At 70.1% G+C, this 16,839-nt stretch carries 14 protein-coding genes; 7 read left to right on the forward strand and 7 right to left on the reverse strand.

What is annotated here, in order from left to right:
* Positions 1 to 69 precede the first annotated feature (69 nt).
* The 7 genes from BIX52_RS07965 (at position 70) to BIX52_RS07995 (ending at position 8,209) form a co-directional block, all read left to right on the forward strand.
* Positions 70 to 579: a TRAP transporter small permease gene (locus tag BIX52_RS07965; RefSeq protein WP_075220501.1), complete on the forward strand. Its 510-nt coding sequence runs from the start codon at positions 70 to 72 to the stop codon at positions 577 to 579.
* Positions 579 to 1,856, forward strand: coding sequence for a TRAP transporter large permease (locus BIX52_RS07970; protein WP_075220502.1), 1,278 nt, complete (start codon positions 579 to 581; stop codon positions 1,854 to 1,856). The genes BIX52_RS07965 and BIX52_RS07970 overlap by 1 nt, the downstream gene beginning before the upstream one ends.
* Positions 1,857 to 1,867: 11 nt before the next feature.
* Positions 1,868 to 2,911 (forward strand): L-idonate 5-dehydrogenase, encoded by a 1,044-nt coding sequence (locus BIX52_RS07975; RefSeq protein WP_075220503.1) that lies wholly within the window; start codon positions 1,868 to 1,870, stop codon positions 2,909 to 2,911.
* 246 nt (positions 2,912 to 3,157) lie between these two features.
* On the forward strand, positions 3,158 to 4,144 hold the full coding sequence (locus BIX52_RS07980) for a TAXI family TRAP transporter solute-binding subunit (protein ID WP_075220504.1): 987 nt from the start codon (positions 3,158 to 3,160) through the stop codon (positions 4,142 to 4,144).
* A gap of 322 nt (positions 4,145 to 4,466) precedes the next feature.
* On the forward strand, positions 4,467 to 6,767 hold the full coding sequence (locus BIX52_RS07985; protein ID WP_245803151.1) for a TRAP transporter permease: 2,301 nt from the start codon (positions 4,467 to 4,469) through the stop codon (positions 6,765 to 6,767).
* Positions 6,764 to 7,171 carry a DUF1850 domain-containing protein gene (locus BIX52_RS07990; protein ID WP_075220772.1) on the forward strand — a complete coding sequence of 136 codons (408 nt, stop codon included), beginning with the start codon at positions 6,764 to 6,766 and terminating at the stop codon, positions 7,169 to 7,171. Before BIX52_RS07985 ends, BIX52_RS07990 begins: the two co-directional genes overlap by 4 nt.
* Before the next feature lie 357 nt (positions 7,172 to 7,528).
* On the forward strand, positions 7,529 to 8,209 hold the full coding sequence (locus tag BIX52_RS07995) for a gamma-glutamylcyclotransferase (protein WP_075220505.1): 681 nt from the start codon (positions 7,529 to 7,531) through the stop codon (positions 8,207 to 8,209).
* A gap of 299 nt (positions 8,210 to 8,508) precedes the next feature.
* On the opposite strand, the gene BIX52_RS08000 is transcribed toward BIX52_RS07995, so the two are convergent.
* The 7 genes from BIX52_RS08000 to BIX52_RS08030 form a co-directional block, all read right to left on the reverse strand.
* Positions 8,509 to 9,675: a M20 aminoacylase family protein gene (locus tag BIX52_RS08000; protein WP_075220506.1), complete on the reverse strand. Its 1,167-nt coding sequence runs from the start codon at positions 9,673 to 9,675 to the stop codon at positions 8,509 to 8,511.
* A 1-nt stretch (position 9,676) separates the two neighbouring features.
* Complete coding sequence (locus tag BIX52_RS08005) at positions 9,677 to 10,153, reverse strand: L-2-amino-thiazoline-4-carboxylic acid hydrolase (protein ID WP_075220773.1); 477 nt, start codon at positions 10,151 to 10,153, stop codon at positions 9,677 to 9,679.
* An 83-nt stretch (positions 10,154 to 10,236) separates the two neighbouring features.
* Complete coding sequence (locus tag BIX52_RS08010; RefSeq protein WP_108676484.1) at positions 10,237 to 11,538, reverse strand: NAD(P)/FAD-dependent oxidoreductase; 1,302 nt, start codon at positions 11,536 to 11,538, stop codon at positions 10,237 to 10,239.
* Positions 11,535 to 13,163, reverse strand: a complete 1,629-nt coding sequence (locus BIX52_RS08015) for an aminotransferase class V-fold PLP-dependent enzyme (RefSeq protein ID WP_075220508.1) — start codon at positions 13,161 to 13,163, stop codon at positions 11,535 to 11,537. The genes BIX52_RS08010 and BIX52_RS08015 overlap by 4 nt, the downstream gene beginning before the upstream one ends.
* Before the next feature lie 8 nt (positions 13,164 to 13,171).
* Complete coding sequence (locus BIX52_RS08020) at positions 13,172 to 14,809, reverse strand: ABC transporter ATP-binding protein (RefSeq protein WP_075220509.1); 1,638 nt, start codon at positions 14,807 to 14,809, stop codon at positions 13,172 to 13,174.
* Positions 14,806 to 15,684 (reverse strand): ABC transporter permease, encoded by an 879-nt coding sequence (locus BIX52_RS08025; RefSeq protein WP_075220510.1) that lies wholly within the window; start codon positions 15,682 to 15,684, stop codon positions 14,806 to 14,808. The genes BIX52_RS08020 and BIX52_RS08025 overlap by 4 nt, the downstream gene beginning before the upstream one ends.
* Positions 15,681 to 16,670 carry an ABC transporter permease gene (locus BIX52_RS08030; protein ID WP_075220511.1) on the reverse strand — a complete coding sequence of 330 codons (990 nt, stop codon included), beginning with the start codon at positions 16,668 to 16,670 and terminating at the stop codon, positions 15,681 to 15,683. The genes BIX52_RS08025 and BIX52_RS08030 overlap by 4 nt, the downstream gene beginning before the upstream one ends.
* Positions 16,671 to 16,839 lie beyond the last annotated feature (169 nt).

Consider the following 16,839-nt stretch of genomic DNA (forward strand, 5'->3'; position numbering starts at 1 on the left):
CGGCAGGCCGGCCTTCGGGCGGGCCTGCCGCGTCGGGCGCCCGCGTCCGCCCCGCTTCCGGGAGACACCATGAAGCTCATCTCTCACATCATCGGCGCGTTCGTCGCCGTGGCGCGGATCGGCGCCGGGCTCGCCTTCGTGGTGCTGATCGCCGCGGTGCTGTTGCAGGTGGCGGGCCGCCTGTCCGGCTCCGGCCCGGTCTGGACCGAGGAGTTGACGCGCTACGCCCTCCTCTACCTCGTCGCCTTCGGGGCAGGCCTCGCCTTCCGCTCCGGCGACCTCGTGAACGTGGACGTGATTTCGGAATCGCTGCCCGGCCGCCTGCCGTGGATCCTGCGCCTGTTCTCGGCCATCGCCACGGCCGGCCTCGCCGTCACGCTGCTCGCCGGGGCGTGGCGCTATACGATGATCGGGCGGATGCAGACCTCGCCCGCGCTCGGCATCCCCATGCACTACGTCCATTTCACCGTGTGGCTGCTTCTGGCGCTTTTGGCGCTGTTCGCGGTGCTGCGCATCGTCGGCATGCTGGCCGGCACCGAGACCGGCGCCCCGCGCGATGCCGCCGAGGACCTTTCCTGATGGACGTCGCCATTCTCTTCGCCGTGTTCATCGGCGGTCTCGTCGTCGGCATTCCGGTGGCGGTGACCCTCGGCCTCTCCTCGCTCGCTTATCTTCTCTATTCGGGCATGCCCGTCGTCGTCATGCCGCAGAAGATGTATGCGGGCATGGACGTCTTCGTGCTCCTCTCCATTCCGGGCTTCATCCTGGCCGGCAATCTGATGAACCGCGGCGGCATCACGCAGCGCATCATCCGCTTCGCCAATGCGCTGGTGGGGTGGATCCGCGGCGGCCTCGGCCTCACCAACATCGCCGCGTCGATGCTGTTCGGCGGCATCACCGGCACAGCGGTGGCCGATGCCGCGTCGATCGGCGGGGTGATGATCCCCGGCATGAAGAAGGCGGGCTATCCGGCGGACTTCTCCGCCGCGGTCACCGCCGCATCGTCCACGGTTGGGCCGATCATCCCGCCGTCGGTGCCGATGATCATCGTCGGCGCGCTGTCGGGCATCTCGGTCGGGCAGATGTTCCTGGCGGGCGCGGTGCCGGGCATCCTGATGGGCCTCGCCATGATGGTGACGTGCGCCATCATCTCGGTGCGCCGGAAGTTCCCGCATCAGCCGTGGCAGGGGATGGGCGAGGTCGCCCGCTCCTTCGGCGGCGCCGTGTGGGCGCTGGCGATGACCTTCCTCATCATCTACGGCCTCCTCTCCGGCTTCTCGACGCCGACCGAGACCGCCATCATCGCCTCGGTCTACGCCTTCGTGGTGGGCGCCTTCATCTACCGTGAGCTGCCGCTGAGGGAGGTGCCGAAGATCGTCATCGACAGCGCGGTTTCCGCGGCGGGCATCCTGGCGCTGGTGGGGTTCGCCAACGTGTTCGGGTGGATCCTGGTGTCCGAGCGCATCCCGCAGATGATCGCCGACGGGGTGCTGTCGATCACCGACAACAAGTTCATGGTGATCCTCCTCATCAACCTGCTCCTTCTCTTCGTGGGCATGTTCATGGAGACCATCGCGGCGCTGATCATCCTGTTCGTGCCGCTGCTCTCGCTCGCCACCGCGGTGGGCATCGAGCCGTTGCACTTCGCCACCTTCGCGGTGCTGAACCTCATGATCGGCCTCACCACCCCGCCGGTGGGGGTGTGCCTCTTCGTGTGTTCCAACATCGCGCGGCTTCCGCTGGCCCCGGTTGTCGTGGCAATCCTTCCCTTCCTTGTGACGAACATCCTCGTCCTGTTGGCGGTGTCCTACTTCCCGCCGCTGGCGACCTGGCTGCCGTCCGTCCTCACGCCGTAGGAGCGGCTTTCATGGAAACGCGCGTGTGCCGGCTGTACGGCCAGAACGATATCCGCATCGAGACCGAGGAGGTGGCGGGGCCGGGTCCCGGCGAGGCGCTGGTGGCGGTCGCCGCGGGCGGCATCTGCGGCTCGGACCTGCACTATTTCCAGGACGGCGGGTTCGGGCCGATCCGCGTGCGCGAGCCGATCATCCTCGGCCACGAGGCGTCGGGCGTGATCGTCGACGTGGGCGCCGGGGTGACCGGTCTCGCGGCGGGTGACCGGGTGGCGCTGAACCCCAGCCGCCCGTGCGGCGAATGCGTCTATTGCGAGGCGGGTCTGCCGATCCACTGCCTCGCCATGCGCTTCAACGGCTCGGCGATGCGCCTGCCGCACGAGCAGGGCCTCTTCCGCGACCGCATCGTGGTGGGCGCGGCGCAGTGCGTGAAGGTCGGCGGCGACGTGACGATGGCCGAGGCCGCATGTTCGGAGCCGCTGGCGGTGTGCCTGCACGCCCGGAGCAATGCCGGCGAGCTGGAAGGCAAGCGCGTTCTGGTGACGGGTGCGGGGCCGATCGGCGTCCTGTGCGCGGCGGTCGCGCGCGAGGCGGGCGCCAGCGAGGTCGTCGTGACGGACCTCCAGGACATCCCGCTACAAGCCGCCGCGGCGATGGGCGCGACGCGCACGATCAACGTCGCCCGCGACGGGGCGGAGATGGACACCTACGCGGCCGACAAGGGCACCTTCGACACCGTGTTCGAATGTTCGGCCGCGGCGCCCGCGGTGCGGACGGCGATCAGCTGCGTGCGTCCGCGCGGAACGATCGTCCAGGTCGGCGTGACGGGCGATCTGCCGATCCCGATCAACATGCTCGTCTCCAAGGAACTCCGCTATCAGGGCACGCAGCGCTTTCATGCCGAGTTCGCCCAGGCGGTGGAGATGATCTCGTCCCGGCGGATCGACCTTGCGCCGATGATTTCGTCCAGCGTGCCGCTCGAGGAGGCGACCGATGCGTTCGCGCTGGCGGGCAACCGCGCCAAGGCGGTGAAGGTGCATCTGACCTTCGCGGCCTGACCGGCTCGCGGCCGGGTTCGCCGGTCCCCGTCGCCGGGCGAGCGCTGGCGGCGGGGCCGCGCCCTTCACGCGGCGGCGGGGCGGCGGGTGATGGCCAATCTGTCGCAGCGTCGCGAGCCGGATTCGGCAATTTGCGAAAGCCGCGAACGCGATAGGCCGTGACAGAGGCCCGCCCATAGCTGATAGAATGTGGCAGAGAACACTTGAGCGGCCTGCACAAAGGCCCGATTGAGAGGACCCCAGGACATGCCCACCACGTCCACCCACCGCACGCTTCTGCGCCGTCCGCTGCGCACCGCGCTGGCCGCTGCCGCCGCGCTCGCCCTCGCCGGAACCGCCCTGCCCGCCAAGGCGCAGGACTTCATCGGCATCCTCACCGGCGGCACCTCCGGCGTCTATTATCCGATGGGCGTCGCCATCTCGAACATCTATGGCGAGACGATCGAAGGCTCGCGCCCCTCGGTGCAGTCGACCAAGGCGTCGGTCGAGAACCTGAACCTGTTGCAGCAGGGCCGCGGCGAACTCGCCTTCACGCTGGGTGACAGCCTGGCGCTCGCCTGGCAGGGCGATGCGGAAGCCGGCTTCCCGCGCAAGCTCGACAAGCTGCGCGGCCTCGCGGCGATCTACCCGAACTTCGTGCAGATCGTGGCGTCCGAGGAGTCGGGCATCACCTCGCTCGAGGACCTGAAGGGCAAGCGCCTGTCGGTCGGCGCACCGAAGTCGGGCACCGAGCTGAACGCGCGCAAGATCCTCGCCGCCGCGGGCATGAGCTACGACGATCTCGCCAAGGTGGAATATCTGCCCTTCGCCGAGTCGGTGGAGCTGATCAAGAACCGCCAGCTCGATGCGACGCTGCAGTCCGCGGGCCTCGGCGTGGCCTCGATCCGCGACCTCGCGACCTCGGTGCCGATCACCGTGGTGCCGGTTTCGGCCGAGGTCGTGGCCGCTGCGGGCTCGCCCTTCGTGGAGCAGACGATCCCCGCCGGGACCTATGACGGTCAGGACGAAGACGTGCCGACCGCTGCGGTGCTCAACTACCTCGTCACCCACGACGGCGTGTCCGACGATCTCGCCTATGCGATGACGAAGTCGATCTTCGAAAACCTGGACAAGCTGGTGGCGGCGCACGCCGCGGCCAAGGCGATCACGCTGGAAGGTGCGGCCGACGGCATGCCTCTGCCGCTGCATCCGGGCGCCGAGCGCTACCTGAAGGAAGCCGGCGTCATCGACTGACCCGGCCGCGCCGCCGCTCCGGCCACGGCCCTCGCCGGCCGCGGCCACGGCCCTCGCCGACCGAGGCCTGGGGCGGCATCGCTGACATTCAGCCGCCTGCGGCTGCGGGCGGCGCTCTCTCCCCCGCCCGCAACCCGCGGACAGCGTCACCGGCGATAAGGCGCCCACGGACGCGGGCGGCGTTCCGACCAACGAGCCGCCCGTTCTTGCGGGCGGCGTTTTATTCCAACATGCCGGCTGTTCGCGCGGTCGGCGCTTCCTGCGACATGTCGTCCGGCCAGCCGCGGCAGGCCGGCGCGCCCTTTTTGCGCAAGGTGTGGTGATGGACGAGCGGACCCCCCATCCTGAGATGGCCGGGCAGGCCGAACTGCAAAATCCCGAGCACGGCCTGCCGGAGAGTTTCGGCACCGGCTGGGCGGGGCACGTCCTGTTCTGGATCGCCGTCGCCTTCTCGCTGTTCCAGATCATCACCGCGTTCGGCGTCCCGCTGGACCGGCCGCTGCTGGACGGCGCGCTGGGTGTCGCGATCACGCCGATGCGCCTCGCCTGGGCGGGGCTGGCGCTGTGGGCCGCTTGGGCGGCGATCGGTGCCGCCAAGGGACGCAGTGCCGCCCGCGCGGCTGCGGCCATCCTCATCCTCGCCGCCGTCGCCGCGCTGATCGACGGGTTTTCCGGCACGCTGCCGAGCCAGGTGGTGCGGGCGCTGCACGTCGGCTTCCTCGGCCTCGTCGCCGGCGGCATGCTGGCCAACCACCGCGCGCGGACGGGTCCGGGGCGGTTCCTCGCCTGGGCCGCGGGGGCGGTGGCGTTCGGCGTCGGCCTCTATCAGTGGGCGTTCTACGAGCCGCTCTTGATCCGCGCGGGCTATCCGACCGAGCTCGACCTCGTGGTCGGGGCGGCGGCCATCGTCATCCTGTTCGCCTTCGTGTGGCGCATCATGGGGCCGGCGCTCGTCATCGTCGCGGGCCTGTTCCTCGCCTACTGCCTGTTCGGCCAATATCTGCCGGCACCGTTCAACCACCGCGGCTATCCGTTCGAGCAGGTGGTGGAGCACATGGCCTACGGCACCGAGGGCATCTACGGCGTCGCGACCTACGTCTCGGCGACCTACATCTTCCTCTTCATCCTCTTCGGCGCCTTCCTGGAGCGGGCGGGGATGATCCAGCTCTTCACCGACATCGCCATGGGGCTGTTCGGCGGGGCGCGCGGCGGCCCGGCCAAGGTGGCCGTCTTCTCCTCGGCGCTGATGGGCACGATCTCGGGCTCCGGCGTCGCCAACGTGGTGTCGACGGGGCAGTTCACCATCCCGCTGATGAAGCGGTTCGGCTATCGCGCGGCCTTCGCGGGCGGCGTTGAGTCCACCGCGTCGATGGGCGGGCAGATCATGCCGCCGGTGATGGGTGCGGTCGCCTTCATCATGGCCGAGACGCTGGACGTCGCCTACGTGGAGGTCGTCAAAGCGGCGATCATCCCGGCGGTGCTCTACTACGCGTCGGCCTTCCTGGCGGTGCATCTGGAGGCGGGCAAGCGCGGCCTTTCCGGCCTGCCGCGGACCGAGCTTCCCAGCGCCGGCCAGGCGGTGCGCGAGAAGTGGCACCTCATCCTGCCGCTGGCCGCTCTCGTCTATCTCCTCTTCGCGGGCTACACGCCGCTGTTCGCCGGCTCCATCGGCCTCGCCCTGACGGCGCTGCTGATTCTGGCCGGATCGGTGGCGCTCGGCATCACCGCGCAGGCGGTGCGGATCCTCTTCTGGGTCGCGGTCGGGCTGATGGCGGCGGCGGCGATGTGGCTCGGCGTCACCCTGGTGCTCGGCCTCGTCCTCGTCGTCGCGCTGATCTCCACGCTGACGCGCGGCGGGCGCGAGACGTTGACCGCCTGCCGCCAGGCGCTGGCGGACGGGGCGCGGCAGGCGCTGCCGGTGGGTCTCGCCTGCGCCTCCGTGGGCATCGTCATCGGCACCATGACGCTGACCGGCATCGGCACGATCTTCGGGAGCTGGGTGGTGTCGGTGGGTCAGGATTCGCTGATCCTGTCGCTGGTTCTGACGATGATCGTCAGCCTGCTTCTCGGCATGGGGATCCCGACGATCCCGAACTACATCATCACCTCGTCTCTGGCCGCGCCGGCGCTGCTCGAACTCGGCGTGCCGCTGATCGTCAGCCACATGTTCGTGTTCTATTTCGGCATCATGGCGGACCTGACGCCGCCGGTGGCGCTCGCGTGTTTCGCGGCCTCGCCCATCGCCAAGGAGAACGGCTTCAAGATCTCGCTGCAGGCGATGAAGATCGCGCTGCCGGGCTTCGTGATCCCCTACATGGCGGTCTATGACCCGGCGCTGATGATCCAGGCGACCGGCGGCGCGTCCGGTGTCGGCTTCTGGCTGGACGTCGTCTACATGCTGGTGAAGGCGGGGCTGGCGGTCGGCCTTTGGGGCGCGGCGGCGATCGGCTACTTGCGCGGGCCGATGGCGGGGTGGGAGCGTCTCCTCGCCGTCGCCGCAGCCGGGGCGCTGGTGGTGGCGAGCCCGGTGACGGACCCGATCGGGTTCGGCCTCGCGGCGCTCGTCATCGGCGTTCACTGGTGGCGCGTGCGCAGCGCCTCCGGGCCCGTTCCGGCCGCATGAGCCTATGCCTCGCCGCCGGGGCGTTGACGGTGTCGCTGATGGCGGACCGGGTGACGTTGGCGTGGATGCACTCGGTGGAGAAGATCCGCTGGGAGGAGACGTGGGCGCAGGAGCCGGGCGGTCTGCGGCTGGTTGAGGGCCGCGTGAAGGGATCCGGCGCGGGGATGGACCCGCCGCCCGAAGCGCATCTCAAGGACGGGTGGTGGCGCTGGGCGCCCGACGTTCCGCCGCTGGGCGAGGTGGTGCTGCGCCGCTCCGGCGCCACCGCGGACTGGGAGGTGTGCCCGGTTGCGGCGAAGGAGTCGGCCTCGGCGACGGGGTCGGCGGCGGCGTGCAGGGCGATCGGCGACCTCGTCCCGGCCGATGCGGATCCGGTGCGGCTGATCCCCTGCCCCGGCGATTGACCGCGCACGCGCGCGGCACCAGACTCTAAGACGCGGCCCGAACGGCGCACGTTCGCGGCCTTCGGAGCAGCTTTTTCGCGTTCGATCGAGCGCGGGGCTCTCGGTGCCGAGCGGAGGATCACGATGGACGGCAGGGACGACGCGCGACCGGCCGGCACAGGTGCCGCGCAGGCGGGTTCGGGACGCGCGAACAGGGTCGGCGAGACGGCGCGGGGAAATCCGTTCGGGCCTGATCCGGCGGCCCCTTCTGATCCGGCACCGTCTGATTCGGCAGCGTCTGCTCCGCCGCGGGCCGCTGTCGCGCACGCGCAAGAGCCGGACGCCAAGCAGGCGCTGGCCGACGCCGCAGAGGGCACGATGACGGCGCTCCCGGCGCTGACCCTCACGCGCGACCACCTCGCCCGCGTCCCTGCGCAGGCGGATGCGGACGGGGCGCGTCCCGTCCCGCTGCCGGACGAGGCGTTCTATGACGGTGTGGCGGCGGACATCCTGGGCGCGCTGCCGGAGGGGGCGCCGCTTTGGGTCTTCGCGATCGGTTCGCTGTTGTGGAATCCGCGGTTCGAGGTGGGTGAGACGCGTCCGGCCTTGGTGAAGGGCTGGCGGCGCGCCTTCTGCCTCGGCCCCACGCTGTGGCGGCGGGGCAATCCGGCGGCGCCGGGGCGGATGCTGTCGCTGGACCGCGGCGGCGAGTGCTGGGGCGTGGCGCTGGAGATGGCCTCGCCGGACCGTCACGCCGCACTGGTGGCGCTTCTGAAGACCGAGCCGCCGACGCCGCCCACGTGGGTGCGCGCGGAGACAGAGGCCGGCCCGGTGGACGCCATCGCCTTCACCGCCGACACCGCCTACGCGCTCTATTCGCCGGAGCCGCACGAGGACGAGTTGGCGGACATCCTCGCCCGCGCCTCCGGCTCGGTCGGAACGATGGCGGAATACGTCCTCTACACGGTGGAGGAACTGCACAAGGCCGGCGTCTACGACCCTTATCTGTGGCGCCTGCAGGAAAAGCTGGCCGAGCGCCTGGCGGAGGCGGGCGACTGATCCGGGCGACTGATCCGGGTGCTTAAACGCGGCGGATCATTTGGAGGACTGTGGCGGGGTCAAGCCTTCGACCGGACCCACGCGCAGGCCGCCTCTTGGGGGCGGGCGAGCATGGGGAGGATCGGGGGCTTGATGCCGCCGCAGTCCTCCGCAGCCTTAAAGCAGGTGTTCAGAGGGAAGGTGCTCTTCGCACCTTCACCTGAACGCCTGCCCGCTGGCGAAGCGGGGGGAGCGCGAGGGGGGAACGCCCTCGCTGAGGCGCTGCCCCCCGGCGCAACGCGGGCGCAGTCTTTCGCCGACTAAGCCGCCAAACGCTGGCGCACGAGGCTGGTCCAGTAGGAGCAGCCGTAGGCGATGGCGTCGTCGTTGAAGTCGTAGAGCGGGTGGTGAAGCCCGGCGGAGGGGCCGTTGCCGATGTTGATGAGAGCGCCGGGTACCGCGTTCAGCATGAAGGCGAAGTCTTCGCCGCCGAGGGTCTGGGGCATGTCGCGGAAGACGTTCTCGGCGCCGGCCACAGCCTCGGCGGCGTCGGCGGCGAGGCCGGTCTCGCGCTCGTGGTTCACGGTGACGGGGTAGTGGCGGGTGTAGTCCAGCGTGCCCACGGCGCCGAAAGCGGCGGCGATGTGGTCGACCATCGCGCCCAGCCGCTGCTCGATCATGTCGCGCACCTCTTCGCGGAGGGTACGCACGGTGCCGGTCATCTCCACCTTCTGCGGGATGACGTTGAAGGCGTTGCCGGCCTCGATGGTGCAGACGGAGACGACGGCGCTGTCGATCGGGTCGAGGTTGCGCGAGGTGAGCGTCTGCACGCCTTGCAGAAGCGCCCCGGCGATGGGCAGCGGGTCGATCGTCTCATTCGGCCGCGCCGCGTGGCCGCCGCGCCCGGCGATGGTGATCTTCAGCTCGTCCACCGACCCCATGATCGGGCCGGAATTGATGGTGAACTGGCCGATGGGAAGGTTCGGCCGGTTGTGCATGCCGTAGACCTCGTCGCACGGCCAGCGCGTGAACAGCCCGTCCTCGATCATCGCGCGGGCCCCCGCGCCGCCCTCCTCGGCGGGCTGGAAGATGACGATCACGGTGCCGTCGAAGGCGCGGCTTTCCGCCAAGTGGCGGGCAGCGCCGAGGAGCATGGTGGTGTGGCCGTCATGGCCGCAGGCGTGCATCTTGCCGGGCACCAGGGAGGCGTAGGGTTTGCCGGTCTCCTCCAGAATGGGGAGGGCGTCCATGTCGGCGCGCAGGCCGATCATGCGGCCCGCCCCGCCGTTGCGGCCGCGGATGACGCCGACCACGCCGGTGCGGCCGATGCCCTCGACCACCTCGTCCACGCCCGCCTTGCGCAGCGCCTCGGCGACGTTGGCGGCGGCGCGGTTCACCTCGTAGAGGAGTTCGGGGTTCTGGTGCATGTCGCGCCGGAAGGCGGTCAGCTCGGCGATGTCTTTCGCGACCCAGTTTTCGACCGGCATCTCAGGCGTCCTTCTTCATGCGGTAGCGAAAGTCGCAGTGGGAGGCGCCCTTCATGATGGTCTGGGTGCGGGTCATCTCGATGTCCGGGTTGTAGCCGATGCAGAAGTCGCCATCGCGATTGCACGACAGGAGGTGGCCGATGTCGCCGAGGCCCATGTCCCGGTACATTTCGGCGTAGCGGCAGCGCACGACGTTGAAGTCCATCTTGTCCTCGGACATTTCGATGGTTTCGATGCGCAGCGCATCCTCGCGGGTCCAGTTGGGCTGGATGGCGGCGAAGTCGGTGAGGTCGGGGGCATGGCCGAGTTCGGCGGCGAGCATCTGCCCCTGCTCGATGGCCGATTTGGAGCATGCGGCGCCGATGACGGCCTCCGCCTCGGCGCGGCCGGAGCGTTCGGTGACGATGTCGAGCACGTGTTTGAGGATCATCGCCTCGATGCGGCGGCGCAGGAGGATGGGCACGTCGTTGAGGCCCATGGTGGGCCCGGTGTCGTCGCCCATCCTGGCGGCGCCGCTCTCGGCGCCGGTGGGCGGGGCCTCGCCGGTGCGCGGTGTCTCGGTCATTCGTGATATTCCTGGTGGTCCTTGCGCTTCAGCCACGCGAGGTATGTGGGGGCGACGCGGCGCACGAGGCCGTGGGCAGCGAAGGGCTGCGGTTCCGTGACCGGCAGCGCCAGCTCGTCGACGGGCCGGCCGACGGCGGCGCGGGCGAGTTCGCGGCCGAGCGAGGTGCCGAGGGCGACGCCGCGCCCGTTGCAGCCGGCCCAGGCCCAGCCGTCCGGCCCCAGGCTGTGGACGCGCGGGAAGCGGTCCCAGTTCATGCCGATATAGCCGGACCAGACGTGCGTCATCCTCGGCACGCCGAGGTCGGGGAAGGCTTCGGCGAGGCTGCGGGCGGCCTTGGCGCGCACCCGCGCCTCGACATTGTGGGCGCCCATGACGGCGCCGCCGGTGATGATGCGGTTGCGCGCGTCGTAGCGGAAGAAGCGCAGGTCGCCTCTGGTGTCGGACACGGCCTCGCGGCCGGGCATGATCTTGCCGCGCAGATTATCGCCCACCGGCTCGGTCGCCATCTGCCAGGAGAGGACGGGCACGAGGGAGTGGGCGATGCGCGGGGCCAGGCCGGGCGCCAGCTCTCCCGTGTAGGCGTTGGTGGCGAGGATGAGGGCGCGGGCCTTCACGGTGCCCGACGCGGTGCGCACCACCCATGTGGCGCCTTCGCGGGCGAAGGACTGGACGGGCGACTGCTCGAAGATGGTCGCGCCCAGTCCCTCGGCGGCTTTGGCCATGCCGCGCGCGAGGGCCAGCGGATTGATGTGCCCGCCGGTGGGGTTGTACATGCCGCCGTACCAGAAGTCGGAGCCGAGGATCTCGGCCGTTTCGGCGGCGGTCTTCAGCGTGGCGGGGAAGCCGTAACGCTGCCACGCGGCAACGCGCTTTTCCGACAGCTTGACCCGGCCGGGGCTGTGGGCGGGCTGGAACCAGCCGTTCTGCTCGGCCTCGGCGTCCATGCCAAACTCGCGCACGAGGTCGAACAGCACGGAGGCGGAGTTGCCGATGAGCTGGACCATGCGCTCGCCCGCGGCGCCGTAGCGTTTCACCCAGACGTCAGGCTCGGCAGCGGTGAGGATGGGGATCACCTGGCCGTTGTTGCGGCCGGATGCGCCCCACCCTGCGGCCTTGCCCTCCACCACGGTCACGGCGTGACCGGCACGCGCCGCCTCGATCGCCGCCGACAGGCCGGTGAAGCCTGCCCCGATGATGACGAGGTCGGTCTCGTGCGTGCCCTTCAGCGGGGCGGTCGGTGTGCGTGCGGGGGCGGTGTCGGCCCAGAGCGAGGGGGGGAAGTCGACGGCCATCAGAGCGCCTCTTCCAGCGAGGGGCTGGCAGCCTCGTGGGGGAGCCAGAACCAGCGCAGCGCCTCCTCGTCGGCGGGGAGCGCGGCGGGCTCGGCTGCGGGCATCGTCGCGGCGGCATCGGCCAGGCGGTGCGCTTCGGCGAGGCAGCCGGCGAAGTCGGGCAGCGGGCAGGACAGCCGCGCGGCGCCGGACCACAGGGCCGAGAGCGCTTCGGGCGGCGCATCGTCCACCGGGGCCAGCGCCCGCCAGACACCGCCGGCGACGTCGAGCCGGTAGTGGGGCAACAGGTCGAAGCCACGCTCCGCGATGAAGCGAATCGCGGCGGCGATGGTGTCGACGTCCGCGTCCTCGAAGAACCAGTTCACGCCGAGGCGGGCCCAGCCGGGGCGGAAGGCGGTGTGGCCCTCGTGGACGGCGGCCTCGTGGCGGGCCGTGGTGGCTGCGTCGATGCACAGGAGGGCGTGGCCGTAGGGACCGGCGCAGGAGCAGCCGCCGCGGGCCTGGATGCCGAACAGGTCGTTGAGCAGCGCAACCACGTAGTTGTGGTGCAAGAGCCGCCCGCGCACGCGGATGTTGAACGAGAAGATGCCGAGCCGCGGCACATTGCGGGGGCCGAGAAGCTCGACACCGGGGATCGCCCGCAGCGCGTCCTCCAGGCGGCGGGCGAGAGCGGTCTCGCGCTCCTCCACGGCGGCCTCGTCCATGTCGCGCTTGAGCTGCAGCACCATCCCGGCGCGGATGTTGTCGACGATGGCCGGTGTGCCGCCCTCCTCGCGGTGCTCCGCGTCGGTGACGTAGCGGTGGCCCTCGGCGGTGACGTAGCTGACCGTGCCGCCGCCGGTGAGGGTCGGGCGGGCGGTGGCGAACAGGCGCCGGTCGGCGATGAGGACGCCGGACGCGCCGGGGCCGCCCGGATATTTGTGCGGCGACAGGGCGGCGGCGTCGATCCGGTCGCCGGCGCCGGGCGCGGTCTCGGCGAGGCGCACGGGAACGTAGGGCGCGGCGGCGGCGAAGTCGGCCACGCACCAGCCGCCGAACTCGTGCATCAGCTTGGCGATGGCGCGCAAATCGGTGCGGATGCCGGTGACGTTGGACGCGGCGGAGAAGGCGCCGATCTTCAGCGCGGCGCCGCGGTGCGCCTCCAGCTTGCGGGCGAGGGTGGCGAGGCAGATGCCGCCCTCCGCGTCGAGCGGGACGCGCACAAGGGTGGCGCCGCTCTCGCGCCACGGCAGGTCGTTGGAGTGGTGCTCGTAGGGGCCGACGAAGACGACGGCCCCCTCGCCCAGCCCCTGCAAGGCGAAGGCGCGGACGAGCTTGTCCACCGCCCCGGTGGCGCCGGAGCCGGTGAAGATCACCGCATGCCCGGCCTCCGCGTCCACCGCCTCGCGCACGGCCTGGCGGGCCATCTCGCGAAGCTGCGTGGTGCGGCGCCCGGCGAAGGAGGTCTCGGTGTGGGTGTTGCCGTAGAAGGGCAGCACGTGGTCGCGGATCGCGTCCTCGATGAAGGAGAGGGCGCGGCCGGAGGCGACATAGTCGGCATAGAGCATCGCGCGCGGGCCGAAGGGGCCGGGGATGGCGGCCCCCTCACCGATCAGAGCGCGGCGGATATCATGGAAACTGACTGACATGACGGGTCTCAGGCGGCCTCGGTGGTGAGCACCGGCGGGGTCCAATGGCGTCCCGGAATCGAGGACAGGAGCTTTTGCGTGTAGGGATGCTGCGGGTTGGCGAAGACGTCGGCGGTGGCGCCCTGTTCGACGATCTCGCCGTTCTGCATGACGATGATGCGGTCGCAGAGCTGCGCAGCCACGCGCAGGTCGTGGGTGACGAAGAGCAGCGACAGGTTGAGCCGGTCGCGCAGCTCGGCGAGGAGCTTCAGCACCTGGGCCTGGACGCTGACGTCGAGCGCGGAGACCGGCTCGTCGGCGACGATGATCTTCGGCTCCATCGACAATGCGCGGGCGATGCCGATGCGCTGGCGCTGGCCGCCGGAGAATTCGTGCGGGAAGCGGGTGGCGGCGGCGGGCGACAGCTCGACGAGTTCGAGCAGGCGGCGCGCGTCGGCATGGGCCTTCTTGCGCGGCGTGCCGTGGACGATGGGCCCCTGGGCGATGAGGTCGACCACACGCTTGCGCGGGTTGAGCGAGGCCATCGGGTCCTGAAAGACCATCTGGATGTGCTTGCGCATGGCGCGCAGTTCGCGCGGCGAAGCGGCGAGGATGTCGGTGCCGTCCACCTCCACCTTGCCGGAGTCGCATTCGAGCAGCCGGGTGACGATGCGTGAGACGGTGGTCTTGCCGGACCCGCTTTCGCCGACGACGCCGAGCGTTTCGCCCTGGCGCAGCGTGAAGCTGAGGTCTTTGACGGCTGCGACGGCCTTGCGCTTGCCCGACAAGAGGCCGCCGCGCGCCGCGAAGGTCTTGCGCAGCCCTTCCGCCTTCAGCACCACGGGGGCGGAGGAGAGCGGCTTGGCGGGCGGCGGGATGAGCGCCGGAACCGCGCCGATGAGCGCCTTCGTGTAGGGGTGCTGCGGGTTGTTGAGGACCGTCTTGGCCGGCCCGTGCTCGACGAGCTGGCCCATCCTGAGGACGGCCACCTTGTCGGCGATCTCGGCCACCACGCCGAAATCGTGGGTGATGAAGAGGATACCGGCCTGCTCCTCCACCTGCAGCTCGCGGATGAGCTTCAGGATCTGGAGCTGCGTCGTCACGTCGAGCGCGGTGGTGGGCTCGTCGGCGATGATGAGCTTGGGCGACAGCAGCAGCGCCATGGCGATCATCACGCGCTGGCGCTGGCCGCCTGAAACCTGGTGCGGATAGGCGTTGTAGGCCGAGCGCGGGTCCGGGAGCTGGACGCGCTCCAGCATGTCGAGCGCGCGGGCGCGGCGGGCCTTGCGGCCGAGGCGGGTGTGCAGCCGCAGCACCTCGTCGAGCTGCCAGCCGACGGTCTTCTGCGGGTTCAGCGCCGTCATCGGCTCCTGGAAGATCATCGCGATGTCGCGACCGCGGATGTCCCGCATCTGGCGCGGCGTCTTCGCCAGAAGGTCCTCGCCCATGAAGCGGATGGAGCCGGCCGCCACATGGACGTGCGGCTCGGGCAAGAGGCGCATGACGGCGCCGGCCGAGAGCGACTTGCCGGACCCGGATTCGCCGACGAGGCAGACGATCTCGCCCGGTTCGACGGTGAGGTTCAGGTCTTCGAGCGCGAACGGCCGGTCGGCGCCCTTGGGCAGCGCGATGCGAAGGCCGGAAATGTCGAGAACGGGCTGGCTCATCGCTTTTTCTGCCTCGGGTTCAGGGCGTCGTTGAGGCCTTCGCCGAGCAACGAGAAGGACAGGACGGTGAGGACGATGGCGATACCGGGAATGACGGCGCAGTAAGGTGCGGTCCGAAGCACCGAGCGGCCCTGGCCGATCATGTTGCCCCAGCTCGCATAGTTCGGGTCGCCGAGGCCGAGGAAGGCGAGCGCGCTTTCCAGCAGGATCGCCAGCGCCATGATGACCGACGCGTAGACGACGATCGGCGGCAGCGCGTTGGGCATGATCTCGCGGAAGATGATCGACGTGTTGGAGACGCCGAGATTGCGCGCGGCGTCGACGAATTCGCGGCCCCGCAGCGCCATGAACTCGGCGCGCACCATGCGGGCGGGCGCGGTCCAGGAGACGATGCCGATGGCCACCGTGATCCACTCGATCTGCGAGCCCATGATGGCGACGAGAGTGAGGAGGAGCACGAAGTTCGGAATGGTCTGGAAGGCTTCGGTGACGCGCATCAGAACGTCGTCGACCCAGCCGCCGAAATAGCCGGCGATGGCGCCGATGAGGACGCCGATGCCGATGGCGACCAGCGTCGCCACCACGCCGATGAGGAGCGAGATGCGCGCGCCGTAGAAGATGCCGGACATCACGTCCCGGCCGAGCTGGTCGGTGCCGAGCGGGGTGGCCCAGTCGGTGAAGGGGGGCGTCAGCGGTGCGCCGGCGCGGCGCAGCGGGTCGCCGGGCTCGACGATCCCCGCCGTCAGCGCCAGGATGACGACGACGGTGAAGATGACGAGGCCGAGGAGCGCGGCGCGGTTGCGGCTGTAGCGGCGCCAGAAGACGACGAGGCGCGGCGGCTCGGCGGGCGCGAGTTCGGTGCTCTGCAGGCTCATGCGAGTTCGATCCGGCTGTCGAGGCGGGCGTAGAGGAGGTCGGTGAGGAAGTTCACGACGACGACGATGATGGAGCAGAGGAAGATGATGCCCATCAGCGTGTTCATGTCGCGCTGAACCACCGACTGCGAGGCGAGCTGACCGAGGCCCGGCAGGGTGAAGATGGTCTCCACCACCACCGACCCGCCGAGCACGGTGGAGAATTGCAGGCCGAGAAGGGTGACCACCGGCAGCAGCGCGTTGCGCATGATGTGGTGGACCATGAGCCGGGTTTCGCCCGCGCCCTTGGCCTTGGCGGTGCGCACATAGTCGAGGTCGGCGACCTCCAGCACGGAGGCGCGCATCAGGCGCAGGTAGAACGAGAGGTAGATGAGCGACAGCGCCGCCGTGGGCATCACGAGGTGGAGCGCGACGTCAACATAGTGGTCCCAGCCGGTATAGAACCCGGCGACGGTCTTGATCCCGCCGACCGGCAGCCAGCCGAGCTTCACCGAGAAGAGGTAGATCATCAAAAGCGACAGGAAGAAGCTCGGCGTCGCGTAGAAGATGAGGCCGAGCGTGGAGATGACGTTGTCGGTCAGCGAGTAGACGCGGCGGGCGGCGATGGCGCCGAGCAGGATGCCGATGGAGAAGGCCAGGGTGAGCGAGGTCGCCATCAGGAGGAGGGTGACGCCGAGCCGCTCGAACAGGATGGCGGACACGGGCTGCTCGTAGACGAAGGACCAGCCGAGATCGAAGGTGATGAGCTTGCCCATGTAGGTGAGGAGTTGGACGTACACCGGCTGGTCCAGCCCATATTCGGCGCGCATCCGCTCGATATAGGCGGCATCCGCGCCGCCCATGTCGCCGACGAGGGCGTCCACGGTGTCGCCGGGGGCGAGCTTCAGGAGCAGGAAGGTGCCGACCATGATCAACAGGACCACCGGCACGGCCTGGAGCAGGCGGCGCAGCGCGTAGCCGAGGACCGGGGGAAAGGCTGGCTTCATCAATTCAGATCCAAAGAGACGGGCTGTGACGGTTCAGCGGCGTCCGACGCGGACGATACGGCGCAGGCGGCCGGGGCGGCGCGCATTGGGTGGCACGGCAAGGCGTGCGGCCCCAGGGCTGCACGAAGATCGCGCCGCGGCGGGCGGGCCCGGCGCGGCGGAGGCGAGG

Origin of the sequence: Acuticoccus yangtzensis (assembly GCF_001927245.1) — a bacterium.
GTDB classification, from domain to species: Bacteria; Pseudomonadota; Alphaproteobacteria; order Rhizobiales; family Amorphaceae; genus Acuticoccus; species Acuticoccus yangtzensis.